The sequence below is a fragment of the Nocardia altamirensis NBRC 108246 genome (genome assembly GCF_001612685.1).
Taxonomy (GTDB): domain Bacteria; phylum Actinomycetota; class Actinomycetes; order Mycobacteriales; family Mycobacteriaceae; genus Nocardia; species Nocardia altamirensis.
The window spans coordinates 74,529-97,819 of record NZ_BDAY01000003.1 but is presented as its reverse complement, the minus strand read 5'-3'; the positions used below and the strand labels follow the sequence as shown (position 1 = coordinate 97,819).

The 23,291-nt window shown below is 66.2% G+C and carries 20 protein-coding genes; 9 read left to right on the top strand and 11 right to left on the bottom strand.

The window, feature by feature from the left end:
- The first annotated feature begins 202 nt into the window (after nucleotides 1-202).
- Nucleotides 203-988, top strand: a complete 786-nt coding sequence (locus tag NA11_RS45410; RefSeq protein ID WP_069159763.1) for a hypothetical protein — start codon at nucleotides 203-205, stop codon at nucleotides 986-988.
- 27 nt (nucleotides 989-1,015) lie between these two features.
- Here NA11_RS45410 and NA11_RS00885 read toward each other — a convergent pair whose 3' ends face one another.
- From NA11_RS00885 to NA11_RS00875, 3 genes are all read right to left on the bottom strand, one after another.
- On the bottom strand, nucleotides 1,016-3,610 hold the full coding sequence (locus NA11_RS00885; RefSeq protein WP_167837518.1) for a helix-turn-helix transcriptional regulator: 2,595 nt from the start codon (nucleotides 3,608-3,610) through the stop codon (nucleotides 1,016-1,018).
- A gap of 101 nt (nucleotides 3,611-3,711) precedes the next feature.
- Nucleotides 3,712-4,224: a hypothetical protein gene (locus NA11_RS00880; RefSeq protein WP_069159761.1), complete on the bottom strand. Its 513-nt coding sequence runs from the start codon at nucleotides 4,222-4,224 to the stop codon at nucleotides 3,712-3,714.
- A gap of 14 nt (nucleotides 4,225-4,238) precedes the next feature.
- Nucleotides 4,239-5,066 carry a glutamate ABC transporter substrate-binding protein gene (locus NA11_RS00875; protein ID WP_069159760.1) on the bottom strand — a complete coding sequence of 276 codons (828 nt, stop codon included), beginning with the start codon at nucleotides 5,064-5,066 and terminating at the stop codon, nucleotides 4,239-4,241.
- A 293-nt stretch (nucleotides 5,067-5,359) separates the two neighbouring features.
- On the opposite strand from NA11_RS00875, the gene NA11_RS00870 reads away from it, so the two are divergent.
- Entirely contained in the window at nucleotides 5,360-5,743 is a 384-nt protein-coding gene (locus NA11_RS00870; protein ID WP_069159759.1) for a hypothetical protein, read from the top strand.
- A gap of 140 nt (nucleotides 5,744-5,883) precedes the next feature.
- Here the strand turns inward: NA11_RS00870 and NA11_RS00865 are convergent, their stop codons facing one another.
- From NA11_RS00865 to NA11_RS00850, 4 genes are all read right to left on the bottom strand, one after another.
- Nucleotides 5,884-6,309, bottom strand: coding sequence for a hypothetical protein (locus NA11_RS00865; protein ID WP_069159758.1), 426 nt, complete (start codon nucleotides 6,307-6,309; stop codon nucleotides 5,884-5,886).
- 3 nt (nucleotides 6,310-6,312) lie between these two features.
- On the bottom strand, nucleotides 6,313-6,630 hold the full coding sequence (locus tag NA11_RS00860) for a hypothetical protein (protein ID WP_069159757.1): 318 nt from the start codon (nucleotides 6,628-6,630) through the stop codon (nucleotides 6,313-6,315).
- A gap of 95 nt (nucleotides 6,631-6,725) precedes the next feature.
- Nucleotides 6,726-7,460, bottom strand: a complete 735-nt coding sequence (locus tag NA11_RS00855) for a MerR family transcriptional regulator (protein WP_069159756.1) — start codon at nucleotides 7,458-7,460, stop codon at nucleotides 6,726-6,728.
- A gap of 139 nt (nucleotides 7,461-7,599) precedes the next feature.
- Nucleotides 7,600-9,966, bottom strand: coding sequence for a serine/threonine-protein kinase (locus NA11_RS00850; protein WP_069159755.1), 2,367 nt, complete (start codon nucleotides 9,964-9,966; stop codon nucleotides 7,600-7,602).
- Nucleotides 9,967-10,184: 218 nt separating this feature from the next.
- Here NA11_RS00850 and NA11_RS00845 point away from each other — a divergent pair, with 218 nt between their 5' ends.
- Nucleotides 10,185-10,637, top strand: a complete 453-nt coding sequence (locus tag NA11_RS00845) for a hypothetical protein (RefSeq protein WP_069159754.1) — start codon at nucleotides 10,185-10,187, stop codon at nucleotides 10,635-10,637.
- A 63-nt stretch (nucleotides 10,638-10,700) separates the two neighbouring features.
- Here NA11_RS00845 and NA11_RS00840 read toward each other — a convergent pair whose 3' ends face one another.
- From NA11_RS00840 to NA11_RS00830, 3 genes are all read right to left on the bottom strand, one after another.
- Nucleotides 10,701-11,648, bottom strand: coding sequence for an EamA family transporter (locus NA11_RS00840; protein ID WP_069159753.1), 948 nt, complete (start codon nucleotides 11,646-11,648; stop codon nucleotides 10,701-10,703).
- A complete protein-coding gene (locus NA11_RS00835) occupies nucleotides 11,641-12,504 on the bottom strand; it encodes a prephenate dehydrogenase (RefSeq protein WP_069159906.1) in 864 nt (287 codons plus the stop codon). Before NA11_RS00835 ends, NA11_RS00840 begins: the two co-directional genes overlap by 8 nt.
- A gap of 379 nt (nucleotides 12,505-12,883) precedes the next feature.
- Nucleotides 12,884-13,660, bottom strand: a complete 777-nt coding sequence (locus tag NA11_RS00830; RefSeq protein WP_069159752.1) for a TetR/AcrR family transcriptional regulator — start codon at nucleotides 13,658-13,660, stop codon at nucleotides 12,884-12,886.
- A 438-nt stretch (nucleotides 13,661-14,098) separates the two neighbouring features.
- Here NA11_RS00830 and NA11_RS00825 point away from each other — a divergent pair, with 438 nt between their 5' ends.
- The 4 genes from NA11_RS00825 to NA11_RS00810 all read left to right on the top strand — a co-directional run bounded on the left by NA11_RS00825 (nucleotide 14,099) and on the right by NA11_RS00810 (nucleotide 16,766).
- On the top strand, nucleotides 14,099-14,956 hold the full coding sequence (locus tag NA11_RS00825; protein WP_069159751.1) for an NAD(P)H-binding protein: 858 nt from the start codon (nucleotides 14,099-14,101) through the stop codon (nucleotides 14,954-14,956).
- Nucleotides 14,953-15,468, top strand: coding sequence for an anthrone oxygenase family protein (locus tag NA11_RS00820; protein WP_069159750.1), 516 nt, complete (start codon nucleotides 14,953-14,955; stop codon nucleotides 15,466-15,468). Before NA11_RS00825 ends, NA11_RS00820 begins: the two co-directional genes overlap by 4 nt.
- Before the next feature lie 165 nt (nucleotides 15,469-15,633).
- A complete protein-coding gene (locus NA11_RS00815; protein ID WP_141717305.1) occupies nucleotides 15,634-16,518 on the top strand; it encodes a hypothetical protein in 885 nt (294 codons plus the stop codon).
- Nucleotides 16,515-16,766 carry a hypothetical protein gene (locus NA11_RS00810; protein WP_069159748.1) on the top strand — a complete coding sequence of 84 codons (252 nt, stop codon included), beginning with the start codon at nucleotides 16,515-16,517 and terminating at the stop codon, nucleotides 16,764-16,766. Before NA11_RS00815 ends, NA11_RS00810 begins: the two co-directional genes overlap by 4 nt.
- Before the next feature lie 107 nt (nucleotides 16,767-16,873).
- Here the strand turns inward: NA11_RS00810 and NA11_RS00805 are convergent, their stop codons facing one another.
- Nucleotides 16,874-18,319, bottom strand: a complete 1,446-nt coding sequence (locus tag NA11_RS00805) for an MFS transporter (RefSeq protein ID WP_069159747.1) — start codon at nucleotides 18,317-18,319, stop codon at nucleotides 16,874-16,876.
- A 384-nt stretch (nucleotides 18,320-18,703) separates the two neighbouring features.
- Here NA11_RS00805 and NA11_RS00800 point away from each other — a divergent pair, with 384 nt between their 5' ends.
- Both NA11_RS00800 and NA11_RS00795 read left to right on the top strand, forming a co-directional pair.
- On the top strand, nucleotides 18,704-20,308 hold the full coding sequence (locus tag NA11_RS00800) for an L-aspartate oxidase (protein WP_069159746.1): 1,605 nt from the start codon (nucleotides 18,704-18,706) through the stop codon (nucleotides 20,306-20,308).
- Nucleotides 20,309-20,708: 400 nt separating this feature from the next.
- The gene (locus NA11_RS00795; RefSeq protein WP_084653856.1) at nucleotides 20,709-23,288 is read left to right on the top strand and encodes a LuxR C-terminal-related transcriptional regulator; all 2,580 of its coding nucleotides are present in this window, start codon (nucleotides 20,709-20,711) and stop codon (nucleotides 23,286-23,288) included.
- Nucleotides 23,289-23,291: the final 3 nt, after the last annotated feature.

Sequence of the window (23,291 nt, the reverse complement as noted above, 5' to 3'; positions counted from 1 at the left end):
CGTCGAATGCCACCCGCTCGGCTCGAGCGCGACGCCACCTCATTTCACCGATCGAGAATCGTTGACAGACATTCTCGCTCTGCTTCCGTCTTGCCCCGGTTACCACAGCTGGGAGGTCCATTCGCCCCCTGTTACGTTCCCTGCCGGGGCATCTGGAGGAATACCGCTGAGCAAGAGCCCGATCACCGTCCTCGCCGACTTGATGCGTCGAATCGTTGGCGACGTCGGGCGTGAATCGAAGGTTCTGCACGATCAGACCCTGGCGCCAGGAACTGCGGCAAAAGGTGCGGTCGAGGCGACCGCGGTGGTCGACCGCTACGCCGTACCCGGTGCGGCACGGACTCCGACTGGACCGCATGCGGGTCCCGGCGCGCGCTCCGGCGGAGGTCCGCTGTCAGGCCTCGGCGCCAGGGTCGACCGCTTCGTCGCGAGGTACGACCCCGTACTGGCGCAGCGGGCCCGCGATCTCAGAGCGGACGGCTGGACAATCCGGTATGGCCCGAAGGGGCAGGGCAGCAGGACTCGATTCGACATCGGCGTGATCGAGATCGATATCGCACACCGCGGCGACGTGCTGATGATTGTCAGAATCCTGGCCCACGAAATCAACCATGCCCACCCCGATGGTTATCACCCGAAGGAGATTCCATACGAGAACACCACAAACGACGACTGGGTGATCGACAACGTACTAGAGCGTTTCAAATCCGAAGGTGATGCCGACATAGCGGCACGCGACGCACGACAACGGATTCTCGACAACAAGGGGCCGGATATCGGAATATCAACGGATACACCGGAATTCAACGCGATATACGCGGAGTACGTCAGCGGTGCGAAGACCAGGGAACAGGCTGCCGAGGAGATCGGCTACCGCTACGGAACCACGCCGGTGACCAACGGCGTCGACGATAAGACCTTCACCCACTTCGATTCCTACAGTAAAGAATACGACGCCCTGTGGGACGACCTCGTCGAGGACGATTGACCTCGCCCGCCCGGGCGGCGACACCGATCACCTGCTGCGCGGACCGTGCTCGTTGCGTATGCTGCCCGTGGATCGCCTGGTCGGTCGCCCGGCCGCTTCGGCGCGTACCCGCTCCAATTCCGCGCTGGGAACGAACCGGATGATCTCGCCGCGCGAGGTGATCATCAATTTCTGGAAGATCGTAGCCATTTGCGCGTCAACAGTTTTGAACGATTTGCCCCGGCGCGCAGCGATCGCGGTGTTCGCGAATCCCGCGGCCGCCAGCAACGCGACCTCCTGCTCGGCGGCGGTCAAACCGTCCCACGGCACCGAACTGTGCGCAGGCCTGGTTCGGCTGCGGCCGAGCCGGTCGAGGTTCAGCAATCCCAGTGCGAGCGAATGCACTTCGCGGCGTTCGGGTCGCAACCGCTCGCCCTGGCGCACCGCCGCTTCGTACTCGTCCGAGCCCAACGCGCGCCGGGCGACGTCGATGGCGTGGTCGGTCGCATCCGCGAACGGACCGAGCCCCTGGATCTCGATGCCGATGCTGGCAAGCAATACGCGAGTTCCGCCGACCAGCCGGGCGATTTCGATACTCGGCGGGCCGATCCCCGAATCGCCCGCCGCCGTCATCTCGGTCACCACCCGCGCCAACGTCCACATCCGGACGTGAACCGCCCACACGGCTCCCCACTGATCACGAATTTCCAGCTGGCATGCCAACGCCGTGCGCCCGATCGTCAACGCAGCGTCGGTATTTCCCTGTCGGGTCGCGGCGACCGCCCATGCCAGCTGCGCCCACGAAATCGCCGCTTCGGCGCCTGCGCGCGTGGTGCGGTCGAGATGGCGCTGCGCGATCTCGACCGCTTGGTCGACGGATCCGAGCAGGCCGGCGGCCAGTGCCTCGAACAACTCGGATACGGCGGCGGCGCCGTCCCTGCCGTATCCCAGGTACTTTTCGCGGGCACGGCCGAGCACGCCGATGGCGCGCGGGTCGCGGTCGAGCATCATCAAGGCGACGCCCAAGAGGAAATCGACCGGCGCGAGCAGCTCATGCCGATCGCACTCTCGACGCCAGTCCGGGTCGGGAATCACCATCGCCAGGCATGCCTGCAGCGCGTGTTCAGCGTCCTCGCGCCTGCCCTGACAGAGCGCTGCCCAGCAGATCAGGGCCTGTGCTTGGATGTGGGTCACCGCGTTGTCGCCGCCGGCCTGGCGCGCGGTGTCCAGCGTGTGCTGCATCCACTGCCTGACCTCGCGCAGCGATCCGCGCACCATCGGCGCGCGCAACGCGATCAGACCGGCGGCCAGCTCGACACCGACCGCGGCGTCCTCCGGCGTTGCGAGACTGGCTTCGATCGCGATGCGGAGGTTGTCCCAGGCCACCCGCGCCCAGTCGACCATGCCCTGTCCCGCCGGACTCAACCAGTTCGTCTGTGCGTCAACCACTTTGGTCCGATAGTGGATCAGGTGCCGCCGTTGTAGCCGCCGCCATTCCGCCGGCGCCCGCTCGTCGAGGCGTTCCCGCACGAAGACCCGGATGCTCTCCAGCAGTGAATACCGCACGATGTCCGCGCCGAAATGCACCGTCACCAGCGATCGGTCCACCAGACGGCCGAGCAGCTCTTCGATCTCGTCCTGGCGCAGCGTCGGTTCCGCCGAGTCCGCGACCGCCTCGTGCTCGTCAGGCGGTCGATCCGCGCACACCTCTTCGATGGCAGCCAATTCCGCCCCGACGGCGCAGCCGTCCTGCTCGTCTTCCGGATTCGCCTCATAGCCCGCGGCGAAGACGGACATCCGCTGCAGGAGGATACGTTCCTGCTCGCCGCACAGTTCGTAGGACCAGTCGATGACATCGCCCATCGCTCGATGCCTGCTGTCCACGCCGGTCTGCGGTCCGTGCGACCACCGCAGTCGACGATCGTCGGCGGACCCGCTCAACTCGCGCAGCACGCCAGGCAACGGCTGGTACCGCAATCGGGCGGCCGCCAACCGGAGATAGAGCGGGTGGTAGTGCACGTGCCTGCAGATGTCGGCAATGGTCTCGGCGTTCTCGATGCCGAGTGGCATGCCTGCGGCCGCCGCCCGCTGCTGGAACAGTTCGGTGGCCTGGTCGCGGGTCAGGGGCGGCACCACGACCAATCCCTCGTCGACCCAGCCGATCGCCTCCCGGCTGGTGGCCAGAATCGTCAGTCCTGGAACCGATTCCAGCAACTCCGCGATCACCTGTCCCGCCGCGGCGAGCACGTGCTCGCAATTGTCCATCACCAGCACCATCGGCACCGCGCCGTCGGCCGAGCTGAGGCCGATCAGGTTGTCCACCAACACATCCCACGCGGATCGGCTGGAGAAGTCGATCTCGACGACCGCCTGTGCGACCTCTTCCTCGACCATCGCCTCGTCGGCATCCCGCGCCAACCGCGCGAGCCGCACCCAATAGATCGCGGCGCCGGTGTCGTAGCGATAGCGCCGCATGGCCTCGGTCGCCAACCAGGTCTTCCCGATACCGCCGGAACCGATCAGCGTGACCAATCGGACCGACTCGGACAGCAGGGCCGCAATCTTCGCCAATTCCCGGTCCCGGCCGACGAAACCCGCGGCACGGTGGGATTGACCGCGGCTTCGTTCGAGACTGTCCGCCATGCGCCGGAGCATAATCGCCCGAGGTCACCACGGGGTTACCTTTGCCGACACGCGGCGCGTCCGCCGGCTCGGCATGGTGCGGGCGGTGACCCGACCGCGGGCTACGTCAGTTCGTCCTGCACATCTGTCAATATCTCGACTACGCGAGCCACGAGCATCGCCTCGATCCATGGCAGCAGGAACGGGCCGCGCACCACGGCGAGCGCGTCGGTCACTGCATCAATGCCCACCCATATCGCCAGCAAGGTGTCATGGACCGACCGCTCCATCCCGGCGATCTGCCGACGCACGTCGGTGTCGCGCCGGTTCAAATACCTCGTGTACTCAGTCATGTCGGCGATGCGGTGCTGATACCCGGTCGCCAGCTCGGAGGTGCTGTCAGGGCTCGTCACTCCGGCCCAGTTCAACAGGTTTCGGATGTCCGGTATCGCAGGCGGACCCGCCGTTTTCGCGGACATCAGTTCATCGAGCACCAGTCGCAGCCAGGCTTCGGCCATCTCGACGACAGCCCCGAACGCCGGCGAAAGACCGGGCGGGCGTGGGAGATTCACGTGCGACGAATTCCGCAGCAGCGGCAGCACGGAACCTTCGGCGGTCACCCGGAATTCGCTCATCCGCTGCCGTCCGCTCAGTATCGGTCGATGATGGGCGGGGTCAGTGTCGAACCGCCGAGCGGGCCGATCGTCGACTCGAAGGCGCGTTGCCACGAGCCGTCGATGACCATCTGCTCGATGGCGTCATTGATCTTTTCCCGGGTGTCCCGGTCGCCCTTCTTCAGGCCGATGCCGTACTTCTCGACGCTGAACGTGGCGCCGACCAGCTTCAGTTCGCCGGGCGCCAGCCCCGCGTACCCGGCGAGAATGATGTCGTCGGTGGTCACCGCCTCGACCGCACCGCTGCGCAGCTTGTCGACACACTGTGAGTAGGTGTCGAGCTCGAGCAGCTGAATGTCCTTGGCGTAGTTGTCCTTGATGTTCTGCGCCGGAGTGGAGCCTTTGACCGAGCAGACCTTCCTGTTGCCGGTCAACGACTCGACGCCGGTGATATCCGTGTTTGCCATCTGCACAAGCAGTGCCTGCCCCGCCACGAAGTACGGCCCGGCGAAGTCGACCTTTTCCTTGCGGCCCTCGGTGATCGAGTAGGTGCCGACGACGAAGTCGACCTCGCCATTCATGATCATCGTCTCGCGTTGCGCCGACGGCGCTTCTTTGAAGGTGATGTCTTCGGGCCGGACACCCAGTCTGCCCGCCACATACTTGGCGACCTCGACGTCGTACCCGCGGAACGAACCGTTGGCGTCGCGAATACTCAGGCCGGGCTGGTCGAACTTGATGCCGATGGTCAGCTTGCCCTCCTTCGCTTGATCGCCGGCATCGTTGCCGCCACCGCATCCAGTAGCTGCGACGGCGATGGCGACGGCCCCGATACCGAGGCGTAGTGCATGGCTGAACCTCATCGAATGTGCTTCTCTCTCACGGTGAGTCGCAAGGCCGGAGCAGGTGGGCCGGCCGCAAGTGGTATGCCATCTTCACCTGTCAAGCCCGGTACCCGTGTCCATCGCCTTCCCGCCGGTGGGAAACGGGTCGCGAAAGCCGACGTCATTGCCGTCCCGCGGCGCCGGCCTTACCAGCACCGAGAAGTGGCCGCCGACACACCAGCGCTCCACCAACTATCGTGCCATTAGATAACGGTACGATGAGCAGTGATTCGGAGTTTCCGACGGAGCCCTGCTCGCGATGGGAGACCCACATGTCCACGACCACCACCACCGGCAAGACGATGGCACGTCTGCTGGTCGCCGCCGCGATCATCGGTGCAATGACCGGCGTGGCCGCAACCCACGCACCGGGTATAGCGGAGGCCAAGCCCGATTCGTCGTCCGACGGCAATTCGAACAACGGCTCGGACCGGCCCGAACGGCGCACCGACCCGCTCGGCTACCACAACCCCCCGGTCGACGCCAGGGACCGCGCACGGGTCGATCAGAACCGGCGCGACTACTACAACGGGCAGCGCTCCAGGCAGGCACAGTCAGGCGGACGCGACGCCGACGGGCAATCCCCCACCTGGACTCGCGTGCAGCGGCCCGACGGCAGCTGGTACGTCTGTAAGCCCAACGCCTCGAATTGCTGAGTCGGCGCACAGAATCTCACGGCAGTCGAGGCGAGGGCCAGCGCGCCCGATCGCCTCGATACCGTGTTCATTGACGCTGCATGCTGCCCAATCACGGTGCCCGCTGAATTCGTCGGCGCGGCACCGTTGTCAGTGTTCGATCACCGAACAGGGCGCTGCCATGAACTGCCGCCGATAATTACCTTCGCGGTAATCGTGCCGTCGGTTTTCTTGTCGCCGTGCACGAATACGGTATCGCCGACCCGCACATCGGAAAGGCGAGTTCCGCCGAGCATCAAAACCTTGGTTCGCGCGGTGGTATATACAATCGTCTCTGCGCCGAGGAAACCAGTGACGGTGATGATGCCGCCATTATTGGTGAGCACTTTTCCCGCGGTGACGCCGAAATCGATCGGCGGATTGCTGGTCATCACCGCCCGGCTCGCGGCGACCGAGGGCGCAGGCTCGTCCCTGAGCAGACAGCCCGCGAGCACCGCGAGCAAGAGAAGGCAGATCCCGATGGCGACGGAGAGCGCGGTGCCGCGGCGCGGACGCTGCTCGCCGGCCGGGTGACCGGACGTGGTCATCGATCAGTACGCGCTGCCGGACCACCATGGCCAGTACCCGCCGTACCAACCACCTGGGTATCCCCCGTACCAACCACCTGGGTACCCTCCTCCCCACCACGGCGGGCGCAGCGGATACCAGGGTCCCGGTCGCTGAATCTCATGCATCGCGCCCGCCTGCTCCGGCTCGACCACCGCCGGTTCGATCACCATTGGTTCGATCGCGATCGGTTCGGCATGAGCCGACGCGGCGACCGCGATCGGCGCCGCGGCGAGTGCGATCACAACAGCGATCCGCGCGACCATCGACCGCGACCGGTCGACTCGATTGGCTGCATCCATGGAGTTCCTCGTTTCGGTACGCATCGGCCACCTAAGTGACATAACTAACGTACCGCTACGTAGCGGAACATTCAACAGCGGATCGACCGGTCAGGTCAGGATTCCGCGAGCACCTCGGCGAATTCGGAATCGAGTTCCAGATACCGGATCAGGAGCCGATGGGTGAGGTCGGCGGCGGCCCGGCCCGGCGCCGCGGTGGCCACGGTCAGTCGATGCGCGAGCTCGGCGCGATCGTCGGGAGTTCGCTCAGAGGATCGGAAGTCCTGCCCGGCGGTCCGATCGAACAGGTCGGCGCAGCGGCGCGCGATGCGTTCGCAGTCGGCGCGTAATCGCTCGACTTCGTTGAGCACCTCCGTGTGCGGGACGCCCGCCTCGGACAGTTCGTCCGCGAAGCGAACCAGCTGTCGATCGGCGACGCGGTAGGTCGTCGCGTCGACCGGCTCGTACAGCCCCGCCTGCACCACCCTGGCCAGCCCGTTGGGCACGTCGCTGTAGAGCTCGCCGAGCGCGGTCGCCGCGATCGTGTCCGCGCCGGACAAGACGATCGACTCCGGCTCGTCACCCTCGCTGACGCCAAGGATGTCGCCGAGATCGTCGCCACGATCCCATGCCTCGAGCAGTTCCCTGATCCCGTTGAGCTTGATGCCGCGTGACAACAGGCGCGAGATCGTGTGCACGCGGTTGAGATGGTCGGTGCCGTAATACCCGGTGCGCCCCTTCACCTGCGGTGAGGGCAGCACTCCGCGCTCGTGATAGACGCGCAGGGCTCGCACGGTCGTTCCGGCCTCGCGCGCCAGTTCATCGATCGTGTACTCAACACCCGCCGTCATACACAAAGGAAACCACATCCGAGGGTCCATGTGCGCTCGGCATCCCGGTCGGGCAGCACGTATTCCCAGCCGTATCCGGCACGCACACAGCGCCGAACGCACCACAACTCGAGAGATCGCCGGCGACCGGCTCGCGCGCTCACCAGACCGTCGTCGGACGCAATTGGTTGGCCAGATCGACGAGCCGATAGCGATGCAGCCGATCGGGTGCGGTCCTGGCCAACGCGCGCAGCCCGGATTCCAGACCGCGCTGCATGCCCGGTTCGTTGAACGGGAATTCGAAGAGGGACGGGTCGGGGTCGTGTGGTTGATGGCCCGCCCGGAACCACTCCAGGGCGGCGCCGAACACGACGACGCGCAGTTGCAGCGCCCTCGGCTCGTCCGGCAGCGCAAGCAGTCTGGCCGCCGCCTCACCGAAATCGGCCTCGGTGATGTCATCGATCGGCCGCGATACCGAGAGCACACAACCGGTCAGGCGCGCCAAGGCGTAATTGCGCGACGCCTTCGGCACCCGATCAAGCACCGCGACGGCCGCGTCCGGGTCGGTCGCCGCGAGCATGCGCGCCAACCCGAACGCCGCACTCACCACACCGTGATTGGTGCGCCACACCGTCCGATAATGCTCGACTCCCGCGCGCCGCCACCGATCCGCCTCGGCGGGCGCCGCGCGTTGGAGCACCAGTTCGGCGCAGGCGGCCAGGGCCAGCGGCGGGGCGATTTCACCGGGGACCGCCGTGTGCACGGTGTCGAACAGCCGATAGGCGCCGTCGTAGTCGCCGCGCAGCAGCGCGGAAACGCCGGTGTACCAATCGAGGCGCCAATCGGCGTCGTAGGTGGGGCGCAGTTCGGCCAGCAGCGACGCGGCCGCGTCCGACTCCCCCAGATCCAGGTGTGCCCGGATCGCGGTGAGCGCGCTCTCCAGTTCGAAAGACGGTGGGGCGGAGATGGTCCCCGCTTCGATCCGATCGCGGGCGCGCCGCACCGCGTCGATGGCCCGCTGTGGATCACCGTGCAGCAGCGTCGAGAGCAATTCGGCGCTCGAATCCTCGCTGTCGATCAACGGCACCGGCAGCGCGGCGATCACGCTCGATACGTCGAGGCCGGGGGCCCGGTGAATGCCGTCCACCATGCCGTCGGTCCGGCCGAGCAGCGTGTCGGTGCCGAAATCGCCTCGCAAGCTGCCGAATTCGATCGAGGCCTGCGGGTGCTCGCGCTCGGAGTCGACCGCGAGCACCATTCTGAGGACGCCGCCGAGCTGACAGTACATCGAGTACGCGGAGGGAAAGCGGGACAACGGATCCGGGTCGGTCGCGCGCTTGAGCAGCCGGTGCAGGAACGGGTAGCGCCGCAGCACCGCATGCTGCTCCAGCGCGGGCACTTCGTGCACATAGTTGCCGTCGGGACCGATCGGGATGGGCAGGGTCAGCACCGCGAGCGTGCGGCCGACCGCGTAGATGTCGGATTCGACAGTGGGTCCGGTGGTGGTGATTTCGGGCGCCTGATAACCCGGCGTCCCGTAGAGGCTGCCGTAGGACTCCATGGCTGCCACCGCACCGAGATCGATCAGCTTCACCTCGTCCTGGCTGACCATGATGTTGTCGGGCTTGAGATCGTTGTAGGCCAAGCCGAGCGAATGCAGATAGTCCAGTGCCGGAAGCACTTCCATGACGTAGGTGATGGCCTCGGCCACCGAGATCCGCTCCGGCCCGCGCTGGTCGAGCACCTTGCGCAGCGATCGGCCGCTCACGTACTCCATGACGATGTAGCCGTCGGGCACCCCGCGCGCGGAGCGGTGCTTGACGAAGTTGTAGATCTTGACGATGCCGGGATAGGCCATCTCGGAAAGGAACTGCCGTTCGGCGAGCGCGACGACATGCGCTTCGAAATCGAGCGGATTCTGCAGCCCCTTCAGCACCACCCACCGATCGCTCACGTTGCGGTCGACGGCGAGATAGATCCAGCCGAGCCCCCCGTGTGCCAGGCAGCCTTGCACTTCGTACTGATCGGCCACCAGCTCACCCGGTTCGAGCAGCGGCCGGAAGTTGAACGGCGCACTACATTTCGGACAGTCGCCGACCACCTGCCCCGGCTGCGACTCGGTGGTCCGGCCGATGGGCTCGTCACATTTCCAGCAGAATCGTTTGCGCTCAGGGACTTCGGGGTTCGGCAGCAGTACGGTGCGCGGATCCACCTCGGCGCTCTTCGGCAACTGCACGAGACCGGCGCCGAGGCGGCGGCCGCTCGGTCGGGAGCGGCCGCTACGACCCGAGGACGGTTCGGTGCCCGGCTCGAGCACACCCGAGGTGGCCTGTTCGGGTACCGGTTCCGCCGCAACCAGCGGCCGGGTCGCCCAGGGATGCGAGAGCCGCTGGGCGACATCGAACTCGGACGGCCTGCGACCGCCCCATGGATGGGTTTGCCTGCGCGACAGCATGGTTCGGCGCGTCCGCCGATTCGCCCATGGATGCAGCAACGGGCGGTCGGTCCCATTGGGGTGTTCCGGCATGCGAACCTCTCGAACCCGCGGTCTGAATCGCTGATTGATTGTTGTTCGGTTGGCGTCGATGCGCGCACGCCGAAGCTCCCATCGCTGGGAATGCGCTAGCGGATGCTGCCTAGACCGGGCGGATATCAGCAGGTGAGCGGCTACCGATGCACCTGCGGTACCTACGGCCGCACGCTCGAAGGAGCCGAACTTTTCACCAAGGACGTTGTGAGGAAGATATGTCCACCTTCGCCATCACCTCCGTGTCGGAGATGTGCGCACGGTACCGGGCCGACAACGGCTTCGATGCCGCCGTCGACGACCACGGCCAGATCCTGCTGCGGACCGGCAGCGTCGATGGCATTCAGCTGCCGATCGGCCTCGCGGAACGCGTACTGGGGGAACTGATGCGCCGCGACCTGCCGACGCCGGTCATCGCCAATCACCGGTCGGATTTCTGGATGCTGCTGACCCAGGGGGCCAGGGCCGCCGACCGCTCGGTGCCGCGCTTCGGCGCGCTGTACCGGCATCGCGTGCTGATGACGGCCGCGGGGGCGTTGATCACGCTGCCCGGCCCTGACCACCGGATCCGGTACTGGGAAGTGGCGCCGAACGGCACCCGACGCCCCCCGTTCAACGAGCTCGTCGAGATCACGCTGCGACTCGCGCACTGCATGCCCGAATCGGCCTGAATCGAACGAGCGGGACCGCGCTGGGGTGCTTAGGTAGCTCGCCGTAAGCACCCCAGCCTGCCATCAGGTTCCGGCGTGGTACGGGTGCCTGATCCGGTGGGCCAACGGCGCGAGTCCGCTCGGCATCCGGAGCTGCCACGACGTGCCACGCTGCTCCAGACCACCGAACTGGGCGGCAAGCACCAGCAGGATCCCGGAGATTTGCAGGAAGGTCAGCCGTTCCCCTGCGAAAGACCAGCCGAGGGTCACCGCGACCACCGGTCCGAGCAACATCAATCGGGACGCCGTCGTCGCCTCGACCCCGTGGAAGAGGCCGCCGAAGAAACAGGCGAACGCCACCGCGGTCGCCGCGATCGCCAACCAGGCCGTCGCGACGAATTGGTCGTAGGTCAGTGCGGGTGGCGGTCCTTCGAGGGCACCGGCCAACGGCAGCAGAATCAGCCCGCCCGCCAGCATCTGCCACGCGACCGCACTGACCGGGTGGGTGTTCGGCGGCACGCCCCAGCGGCGGGTGAGCACCATGCCGGTCGACGAGAACAGCGCAAGAGCGCCTGCCGCGGCGACGCCGACGACGTCGAGCCTGGTGTCGCCGCGCATGACCAGGAGCCCGACGCCGAACAAGCCGAGTAGCGGCACCGTGAATTGGCGCAGTCCGACCCGCTGTCCGAACATGAGCACGATAAACGGGACGACAATGCATTGCGCCGCGGAAATCGTGGCGACCACCCCGCCGGGTAAGCGATGCGCGGCCAGTGCCTGCATCCCGAAGAAGCCACTGAAGTTGAGCACGCCGAGCACCGTCATGCGCGACCACCAAATCCCGTGCGGCAGTGCAGGACGAATGGCAATCAGCAGTAGGCCTGCGGGTAGCACGCGCAATGCCGCATTCCAGAGTGGCAGCGGCGGAAGCAGTTCGAGTGCGAGAAATGCGGTGCCGAACAAACACGGCCCAGCGGCACAGGACAGCAGCACGGCGGATTCGCCGTGCAGGACGACGCGATGATCAACCATGGTCGGCTCCGCGGTGCTCGCCGATCAGCAAGGCGCGGCCGGTGTTTCCGCGGTGCAGCAGTGCCGTCATCGCGTCGACGTCGGAGCCGAGCGCCTGCGAGACCGCCGTCAAATCGGCGGCGATTTCCGACAGCACCTTCGAGACCTCGGTCGCGTTCGCCCGAAGTATCTGGGTCCACAGCGCGGTGTCCCCCGCCGCGATCCGCGTCGCGTCCTTGATCCCGGCGCCGCAGAGCCCGAGCATCGCGTCGTCGGCGCTGTCGAGGCTGGCCGCGAGCGCGGCGGCGATCACGTGCGGCACATGGGACGTGCGCGCGACGATGCGATCGTGCTCCGCGTGCGCCATCATGATCGGCCGCGCTCCGGTCATTCGGACGACATCGATGACGGTGCCGAGGGTTTCGGCGCTGGTCGTGGCCAGCGGTGTCAGCACCCAGTTCCGGTCGCGGAACAGATCAGGCCTTGCGCAGGCCGGTCCGGATCGCTCGCCGCCCGCCATGGGATGCCCGCCGAGGTAGGTCGTCAGATCACATCCCATGGCCTCGGCTTCGGCCAACGGCGCTGTTTTGACGCTGCCGACGTCGGTGTAGGCACGAGCCAGCCTCTTGTCCTGAATTTCCGCAAGCACCGCGGCGATGCCCGCGGGTGGCACCGCAACCACGGCGAGGTCGACCGCGGTCGACGGTAGTCCGAGAATCCCCGCACCGCGGGCTGCCGCAGCGGCGGCGGCAGCGGGATTCCGATCATGGAGATAGGTGCGAATGCCCTGATTGCGTAGCGCGAGCGCGACGGAGGTGCCGATCAGACCGGTGCCGATCACCGCAACCGTGCGCGAATTGTTCGTCGGCGAATTCATGGTCGTGAACCACACATATCGAACCGACATGGCGCCACACCAGCGGTTGCCATGTTTTCCATTTTTAACCCGACCTCGTCCAGTCGCCCAAACAGTGTAAAAACCACCGCTTGGTAACGATCTTCGATTCGCTCACGATACGAGAGCAAAACTGGTCGCTCAATAGGTATCGAGTTTAGGTAGCAACACTCCGCGCACCCCCTTATGCGCGGAGACACCTTATGCATGCGGCACGTCGAATACCGATGTATCGAGCACATCAACGCGATATTGCGGCGACGTGCACGCATCCGCGACATTTCCGAAGAAATTGCAGAGTCGACTCAGCGGCCGCGTCGATACCGCAGGTAAGGCCCGATAGACGACACCCTACGAGGGGTCACGGCCGGTGTGGCGACCCGCTCCCCACGATGGCCTGGACGCCGTCCAGAATGACCCCGAGGCCGAAGAGGAAGTTGTCCTCCGGATCGGCGGGATTGCCGGTCGGCGGCGCCGCCTGCGCGGCGAACGTGCCGACCGCGAACAACTCGGCCGCGTCGGGAAACTGCGCGGGCGCCACCAGTTCCGCCATCTCCTGCCCGTACTCGCGCGCGGCGACCGCAGGGTCGATCTTGCGCTGCCGCCGGCCCTGTTCGAGTTGCTGCGCCATGCGCGCCGCGAAATTCACGTACCCGCTGAGCAGGGTCAGCGTGCCGACCTTGGTCATCCGGTCCAGGTCGATGTCGCGCATGGCGCGTAATCCGGCGTCCATCCAGGCGATCGCGTTCGGTCCGCGCGGCGGACTGGAGATCGGCAGATCCGCGAGCCATGGGTGCAGTTGATAGGCCGACCAGAGCCCAGTTGCCCACGCCCGCAATCCCGCACGCCACGATGTCGCGGCGTCGGCGAGTTCCGCGCCGGGCGCGAAGGCCATATCACCCATCAGGGTGAGCAGTTCGTCCTTGGACCCGATGTAGCGGTAGAGCGACATCGGGGTGACTCCGAGCTTCTCCGCGATCTTCGGCAAGGTCGCGCCCGCGAGGCCTGCGCGATCGGCCAGCTCTACCGCCGTTCCGACGACGGTGTCGATATCCAAGGCGGCCCGGCGGCCGAGTCCCGACCCGGTCGGCAGCCGCCACAGCCGGACCAGTTCGTCGGACAGTTCGCCATCCGCCATGACCTCGCCACTCCCTCGCCGCTCGCGTGCATCGGCCCCGAACCTACCCGCAGGTACGCGGGCATCATTACTATGCACACTATACTATAGATCATATTGTAATGACTGCAGCGTATCGACGGTTTCGGCCGATCGAACGCACGTTCGGTAGACGAAATATAGTATTGCTCCTATAGTATAGGTGATAGAGTTAAGGTCCGGTCGCCCACCGAGGTGGCGTCGAAGGTGCCGCCGGGCGGCAGTGCAGCCGCCGGACTCCGGTGCGCCGGAACCCGATCACGAGGAGATCCCCCAATGCGTTAATTCGAATCATCGACCAATGCTGCATTCCGAGTGGAATGCGAAAGAACAATCCGGCCGATCGGCCATTCCACACACACATTCCACGGGTTGATTTGCGCTGCTTTCTCCCCGCGAAAATCAAGCAAAGGCAATATCATGAGCAACACACCAGATAATTTTCCGCCGCGCCTGACGCTCGTCACCGGCGCCACCGGTAAAACCGGTCGCCGCGTCGCCGATCGACTCGTTCAGCTCGGTCTCGCCATTCGGTCCGGATCGCGCACGGCGGAAATTCCGTTCGACTGGGCCGACGCCACCACCTGGGCGCCCGCGCTCGCCGGTGTCGACGCGGTCTATGTCGCATACCATCCCGACCTCGCGGCGACGGGCGCTCCGGCGATCATCGAGGAGTTCGTCAAGGCAGTGGAGCAGGCCGAGATCCCCAGGGTCGTCCTGCTCTCCGGGCGTGGTGAGCCCGAAGCTGAAGAGTGCGAGGCGTTCGTCCAGAATTCCGGTCTCGGCTGGACGATCGTGCGCTGCAACTGGTTCTCGCAGAACTTCACCGAGGGCGGGTTCCTCGATTACATCCTGGCAGGCGAGATCACGCTGCCCGCAGGCGATGTTCCCGAGCCGTTCGTCGACGCCGACGACATCGCCGACGTCGCGGTCGCCGCGCTGACCGATCCGAAGCATCTCGGCGAGATCTACGTGCTGTCGGGACCGCGCGGACTCACCTTCGCCGAGGCCACGGCGGAGATCAGCACGGCGCTCGGGCGGGAGATCGGGTACGCGCCGAGCTCACGCCAGGACTTCATCGACTCGCTCAATCACTATCAGATGCCGCTGGAACAGATCGACCTGCTCGACTACCTGTTCCATACCGTGCTGGACGGCCGCAACTCCACCCCGACCGACGGGGTCGAGCGGGCGCTCGGCCGCAAGCCGCGCGACTTCACCGACTTCACCCGTGCCGCAGCGGCATCCGGTGTCTGGAGCACTGGAGAGACCAGATGACCGAGCGTGCGCAGTCCCTGCCCGGGGTCACTGCGCTCATCCTCGCGCTCATCACCACGGGGCTGCTCGCAGGCCTGTTCTACGCCTACTCGGTGTCGGTGATGATCGCGCTCGGGAAGTTCGACGACAAGACCTTCGTCGAGGTGATGAACAAGATCAACGTGGTCATCATCAATCCGGTGTTCATGCTGAGCTTCCTCGGCTCGATCGGCTTCTCGGTCATCGCGGGGTTGTTCTTCCTGGGCTCCGATACGCGATCGGTGTTGATCTGGATCGGCATCGGCGCCGCGCTCAACCTCATCAGCCTGATAGTGAGCGGTGCGTTCAATATTCCGCTGAACAACGCGATGGCGGTGGCGAACGACGCGACCGGGCCGATCGACTATGCCGGGCTGCGGGAAGCGTTCGAATCATCCTGGGTGACGTGGAATATCGTGCGCGGCCTGTTCAATACCGCCGCGATCGGCGCCCTCGGCTGGGCACTCGTCCAGTACGGCAGGCTCACCGGCTGAACCCGACTGGTCACGAAAGGCCCTGTCGTCGCTGAGAATTCAGCGTCGGCAGGGCCTTTCCCGTGCCAGTTCACCGAGGCAGCCGGTACTCGCAGGAGTGGGAACAGGTGCGCCATCGGCCCGAGCCTACGATCGCGATGCGAGTGGGTCTCGAGGTGAGTGGAGTTGAGCTATGACATCGCTGCCACGGCACTGCGGATCGCCGCGCGGTTTGCCGGCAAGGCCAGGGAGGGCATCGGCCAGGTCGACATGTTCTATCGAAAGTCCATTGCCACCACCACGACTCGCGGCGTAGGCACACTGCTCGCCGCCGATGTGCCGAGCCGCCATGGCATGAATCTGATCGGGGCAGGCACACCGGCGCAGACCGGCCTCGGACCGAGCACAGGGAACAAGCTCCTTGCCCAGATTTATGGGAATCAGTTTCACACCGACAACTCGATGCTCGCTTCATTCAACGCCGAGCGCTTGGCTGGACTGCCCAAGCCATTGCATGATCGTGTCGCCGCCTATATGCGCGAAAAACCACATGGCGGAATCTGGCTGGGCGACGGCAACGTGGTCGATATCGGGCACCCGGTCTGGCCCGAGGGCAACGTTGCCGAGCTGCAGCCAGGAGGGTGGCCGGACGGAACGACGTGGCGCGATGTCGGCGGTGTCTACCTCCTGGAGCATCGCGCAGTGCTCATCGGTCGCACGCTGCGGTCCGGCATACAGACATGGCGGCACGAGTTCGGGCACGCGGTCGATGCGGCCCTCGGTTACCGCAGCCAAGAAATGAAGTTCCGCGCGGTGCATCAGGCGGTGTGCGGCCATTTTGTGAGGCTGAATTCCGAGGAGATCAAGTACTTCACCCAGCCCGACGGGTTAGGTGAGAGGGAACTCTTCGCCGAGGGTTTCGCCTGGTACGACAGCATCCGCAACACCCAGGGCCCAGGCATCCTGCTGCCCAACACCGCACCGCCGCCTACCTTTCTTCGATCGGCGGCCGCCGCGCAGCATCTGCTCGCCTATTTCGACGACCTGTACAAAGAGTTGAGGATCCCATGAGTGCGGACTACCCACCGGCCAGCCGTCTCGACGACGGACGAATCCTGGTGCGCTTCTTTGCCCATGGGCCCGACGGCGCGTTCCTCCGCGGCGCGACGATCATCGGCCCCGACCATCCCGACTACCCCGCCTGGGACGCCGAGCTCACCGAATGGGAGCAGAATCCGATAGTCGACGACATGGCGGACTACCACCCCATCGACTTCGAGAAGTTCGGCGCGGCCACTGAATCCGACGACAACCCATGACTGAATGGACGCCGGCGGCCCGAAAGGTCCGGCGCGGCAACAGCACGCAAAAAGGCGCGATTCGGCCCCGAGGACGGCGGGGCCGAATCGCGCGGCAGCGAATCCGGTCAGCGGAGCTGCACCGCTGGGTTCGCTGCCTCCGGTGGAGGAGCCTTCGACAAGGGTTCTGCGATGTCCTCCAATGACTTTCGTTCGGCATTGACGCCGAAGTACCACGCGATAATGCCGCCGGTCACCATGATGACGGCGCCCATGACATAGCCTGCGGTCAGCGGGTTCCGGTCCGGATTCGGGTTGTCTTCGCCACCGATGAGGTGCCCGAACAGGAAGGGCGCGATCACGCCGCCGACGCCCTGGGAAATGGCGAAGAAGAACGCGATGGCCTGCCCGCGCAGCTCGAGCGGGAAGATCTCACTGACGGTGAGGTACGCCGAAGACGCACCGGCCGAGGCGAAGAAGAAGATGACGCACCACAGCAACGTCTGCGAGGCGGCACTGAGGATTCCGGCGTGGAACGCCCAAGCGGAAACGAACAGCAGCGACCCGGATATCACGTAGGTGCCGCAGATCATCACCCGGCGCCCGATCGTGTCGAACAGCGGTCCGAGCAGCAGTGGGCCGAGCAGATTCCCGATGGCGAACGGGAAGAAGTAGTAGCCGGTGTGCGAAAGGGGCACGTCGTAGAAGTGCACGAGCACCATGCCCTGGGTGAAGAAGATCGCGTTGTAGAGGAAGGCCTGGGTCGCCATCATGCTGAACCCGAGGAACGATCGCCGCGGATACTTCTTGAAGAAGACGTTGGCCAATTCCCAGAGGGTGAGGCGGGGCGGGCTCGTGATGGCCAGCTCGTCTTTGGCCGTTACCGGCGGCAATGCGATCCCGTCGGCGCGCATCTGACGCTCGATCGCGTCGACGGTCTGCTCGGCTTCCTCCGCACGACCGTGGGTCAACAGCCAGCGCGGGCTTTCCGGAATGCTCTTGCGCACGAAGATGATGGCGATCCCGAGCAGGGGGCCGATGAAGAAGCCGAGCCGCCAGCCCCATTCGATCGGGACCATGTTCTCGTTGAACAACACCAGCGTTGCTGCCGCGCCGATCGCGGCGCCGCCCCAATAGGTTCCGTTGACGGCGATGTCGACCCGGCCGCGGTATTTGGCCGGGATGATCTCGTCGATCGCGGAGTTGATCGCGGTGTACTCGCCGCCGATGCCCATGCCTGCCACGAATCGGCAGACGAGCAGCATCCACCAGTCGAACGACAGTCCGGCCGCGCCGCTGGCCAGCAGATAGATCATCAGGGTGATGATGAACAGCCGTTTGCGGCCGAGCTTGTCGGTGAGCCGACCGAAGAAGAGCGCGCCGACGACTTGACCAGCTAGATAGACCGATGCCGTCGCCCCGACCTGAGCGCTGGTCAGATGGAGCGTCTGCGGGTTCTGCAGCGCGCCGCTCATGCTCGACACGATCTGGATCTCGATCCCGTCGAGAATCCAGGAGACTCCGAGGCCGACGACGACCAGCCAGTGGAACTTCGTCCACGGCAGTCGATCCATCCGCGCCGGGATGGTACTTCGGACTATCTCGGGTGTTTGGGCTACCTGCCGCACCGCCACCGCGTTACCTCCGCCTCGATGTTGTGATCCACAGCGCTGGCGCGATGTGTCCTGCCTCACGTTCCACGTCAAATAATGTACCGTTAAACATCGGTACATTCAATGGGTCACGGCGAGTCGGGGGTGTCATTCCTACGCAGTCGCGTCCGCATCCGTAGCCGCACCACCCGATGTGCAAGCCCTACGGACCGGAGAACGCTCAATGAGCACGCGACGCCCGCCGCCCGTGCACGCACCGCTCACCAAGCCGCCCAGAGGCCGATGACGTTGTCCGCCTAGGCCTCTCGATGAGCCGACACCTGCAGATCGACAAGGAGAGGAGCCGTGGCGACAGTGCCGACGATCGAGTGGGAATCGGATGCCGATCTGGTGGTGATCGGCGGTGGCATCGCCGGACTCACCGCCGCTCGCACGGCGGTGGCGCGGGGGCTGCGGGTGTTGGTGCTCGCCAAAGGCGGCCCGCTCGACACCGCGACCCACTACGCCCAGGGCGGGATTGCTGTTGTTGCGCCGCAGGGTGATTCGGTGACATCCCATGTGCGCGACACCGTTGACGCCGGTGCGGGATTATGTGATCCGGCCGCGGTGCGGTCCGTCGTCGGGGGCGGACCGCACGCGGTGGCCGCGCTGACCCGGCTCGGCGCGGTGTTCGACACCCGCGCCGACGGCGCGGTCGCGCGCACCAGGGAGGGCGGGCACAGCACCAGGCGGGTCATCCACGCGGGTGGCGACGCGACCGGCGCCGAGGTACAGCGCACGCTCAACGCGGCGGGATTGCCGGTGCTGTTCGGCACGGCGGCGCGGGACATCGTCACCGGACCGAACGGCATCCATGGCGTTGTCGTGCTGTCCGACAAGGGATTCGGTGTTGTGCACACGCCTGCCGCGCTCTTGGCCACCGGCGGCCTCGGCCAGCTGTACGCGTCGAGCACCAACCCGCCCGGCGCCACCGGCGACGGCATCGCACTTGCCCTGCGCGCCGGTGCCGCCGTTGCCGACCTCGAGTTCGTGCAGTTCCACCCGACCGTGCTGTACACGCAGGGTGGGCGGGGTCGGCGGCCGTTGATCAGCGAGGCGGTGCGCGGCGAGGGCGGGGTGCTGGTGGATGCGGACGGGAACTCGGTGACCGCCGGTGTTCATCCGCGTGGCGACCTCGCACCCCGTGACGTGGTGGCGCGGGCCATCGCAACCAGGATGCGCGCGCTCGGCACCGATCACGTCTATCTGGACGCGCGCGCCATAACCGGTTTCGGCCAACGGTTTCCGACGATCACCGGATCCTGTCGCGCGGCGGGCATCGATCCCGAGGCCGAGCTGATCCCGGTCGCTCCTGCCGCGCACTATCAATGTGGCGGCGTGGTGACCGATCCGCACGGCCGCACTCCGATCCCCGGCCTCTATGCCGCGGGCGAGGTCGCCAGAACGGGACTGCACGGCGCGAATCGGTTGGCGTCCAACAGCTTGCTGGAAGGTCTCGTCGTCGGCGCACGAGTCGGTGCGGCCGCCGCCGAACGCCGCGGTGTCCGAGTGCGGGTGCGCGACATCCCCGCTCGGGTAGACCACGCCGCCGATCGCAGACTGCTCCAACAGCTGATGACCGATCATGCCTCGATCGTGCGCGATCGAGCCGGGCTCGACGAGGCGCACGAGCGGATGAAAGCCGGTATGGCACAACATCGAACGCTGCGCGCCAAGGCCGCGGAGACGACAGAGCGGGGACCGGAGGCCCACCCGCCCGCTGAGCTCTTCGCCGGAATCGAGGACACCGCCCTGACCCTGGCGGCACAAACGGTGCTGCTCGCCGCCGCGGCCCGCACCGAAAGCCGGGGCTGCCACACCCGGTCCGACCATCCCGACCCTGACGACCTTCTGCGCCAAAGCTTCTCGGTGCGGCTGGACGACGACGGACACCCGGTGCTCAGCCGGTGACCCGCTGGTGGCGAACTCTCGGCCAATCCCTTCGATGGGAATTCGACAGGTCACGCGCGGCCGACCGGTAGCGCTGTCGATCAGTTCTGCTCTCGCGGTTTACTCTGCCGGAAGTTGCGACATCTCCCGCGCGACTGCATTCGCGGCGATGGCGGGCCCGCTCGCAATTCGTGGATGCCACCGGGGCAACCCTTCGACGTCTCCCCGCTCGGCGCGGCGATAACGGCCCAGATTGAACGGTCGACCAATTAGGCCGCGAACCGAGTACACTGCTATCGCGCTGATCACCCAGTAGCCACAGCGCATGCCCTGTCACGGATCGGCATGCCCGGCACCGGGTACGCCGACGACAGACTTCCGGACTCGCACAACCGGATTCGCGGCCCATAACGGCAAATAGATGACTAGTCTCACAAATGTGTCAGCACCACGTTCGCGCAAAGCTGGTGCGCTACCACCGGCAACAACCAACGACTTCATCGGCCGAGAATCCGAGCTCGAACATATCAATACCCTCTTAATGAGCTCGGCCCCGCTGATCACCCTGATCGGCGCGGGTGGCATCGGCAAGACCCGGCTGGCCGCCGAAGCCGTGCACCGGTACCACAAAGCCAAACACCTGCCGGTGCGCTGGGCGCGCCTGGCCAGGCTGGCCAAGGGCGCGAGCGCGGAAACGGTCGCGGAGGAGATCGCGCATTCGATCGTCGAGGCCGACTATTCCGGGCGATCGGTGTGGGAGACGCTGATCGATACGCTCGGTGGCTCCGTGACGAAGGGGCAGTCGGTGCTGGTGCTCGACAATTGCGAGCACGTGCTCGACGGCGCGGGCCAGGTGATCACCGGCCTGCTGGACGCGGTGCCCGGCCTGACCGTGCTGGCGACCAGCCGTGAGGCGATCGGCTGGGTCGACGAACAACTCGTCCCGGTCCCCCCGCTGTCGCGCGGGCATGCGCTGGACTTCTTCCGGCAGCGCGCCGAACTGTCCGGCCACGCCATCGTCGACGAGGACCAGGTCACCCTCGCCGACTCGATCTGCAGGCACGTGCACAACCATCCGCTGCACATCCAGTTGGCGGCCGCGCGGCTGCGCCGCCAGCCGCTGCTGATGATCTTGGACGACCTCACCGGCGGTGCAGGCGATCGCAGGCTCACCTGGTCGCACGGGCCGCGCGCCGGAGCCGACGAGCGCCAGCAGGGGATCCGCAACGTCATCGCGTGGTCCTATGACCTGTGCGCGCCGAAAGAGCGCCTGCTTTTCGAACGGATGTCGGTGTTCTCGGCGGGCTATGACATCGCACCGGACGACAAGGGCAGCGCGGCCGATGGTGACGTCGGCGCGGAATTAGCCGCGATCGAGGCGGTCTGCGCCGACGCGGACGCCGACGGCAGCGCGGATTCCATTGCCGTCGACGAGGTCGCCGGACTGCTCGAACGGCTCAGCGACCAGTCGCTGGTCCTGGTGCACATGACACCGAGCGCGGTCAGGTACTCGCTGCTGGAGAGCTGCCGCGTGTTCGCCCAACAGCGGCTGCTCGATCACCCGGGCGACGAGTGGACCCGACTGACCGGACGCCACCGCAGGTACTACCGCGACATGGTCGCCCGCATCCAGTCCGCGTGGTACAGCACCGCCGAGGTGGAGTTGTTGAACTGGGCCCGCGCGGCATGGGACAACATTCTCAGCGCCATCGACGGCAGCCTGGCCACCCCGGGGGAGGCGCAAGTCGGCCTGGAGATCGCCGTCGGGTTGATCGGCTCTCGCGTCCCGTTCTACAAAGGTTCGCTGCGCGAGGCTCGGCGCTGGGCCGAACAAACGTTGGCCGCCACCCGCGCGCTCGACCCGCCGCCGCGCGAACTCGAAGTCGGGGCCTTGGCGCTGATCAGCTGGGTCGGCCTCTGCCAGGGCAAGGTCGATGAGGCCATGCGGACGCTTGACCAGTGTGTCGCGCTGTGCCTTCCCGAGGCGAGCGCGGCCGACTGGCGGTCCGAACCCACGCGTGATCTCGGTCTGCCGCCGCCGGTGGAATTCGCGAGAGGGTGCCAGTTGATGCTGGTGGACCGCGCACCCTGCGCGATCCCGGTGCTGGCCAGGGCAAGCAAACAGTTCGCCGCCATGGGCGATCCTGGCGGCGCCGCGATGGCCGAATTGTTCCGGGCGCTTGCCGCGGGATTCCTCGGCACCGCCAAGGAGGCACGCGAGATCACCGCTGCGTATGTGGCGACCGTCACCGAGTCCGGCGCGCTGTGGACCCAATCGTGGGCCGAAATGGCCTGGGCGCTTGCGCTGACCAAGCACGGCGACCCGCTGCAGGCGGTCACCATCCTCCGAAAGGCGTTGGCCTACCAGGATTCGACCAGAGACCAATGGGGCGCGGTCTGGGCGATCCATTTCCTGGCATGGGCGCTCGCGCAGCAGGTCGCCGACGCCCGCGCACCGCAGGGCAGACAACCGGAGCAGGTGCTGCGGTGGTCGCTGGAAATCGCGCGGCTCACCGGCGGCGCCGCGACCTTGCGGCACCGCGTCGGCGCCGACATCAAGAATCTCGGCCCGTTCTCAGATGAGACGGAGAAGGCCGCCGAGGTAGCACGCCAGGTGCTCGGGCCGGAGGCATTCGCCGCCGCCGAACGCGAGGGCGCGATGTTGCGACCGGAACTGGGCGAGGTGGCCCAACTGGCGCTCGGCACCTTGTCCCTGGACCGGCTGCCGGTGGACCACCCGGTCCGGCAGTATCGGCCTTCGGCGTGGCATGAATTGTCCGCCGCCGAACAGGATGTCGCGGTGCTGGCGGCGGCCGGGTGGACCAACTCGGCGATCGCCACCCGGCGCGGCAGTTCGAACCGGACGGTGGACGCCCAGATGGCCTCGATCCTGCACAAATTGGCCATCAGTTCGCGCGAGGACATCCATGCCCTCGTCCCCGCCGATCAGCAGCCACGGGTCGCCGGTGAGATCGAACGTCGTCGCGCTCGGGCCCGCTAGCTC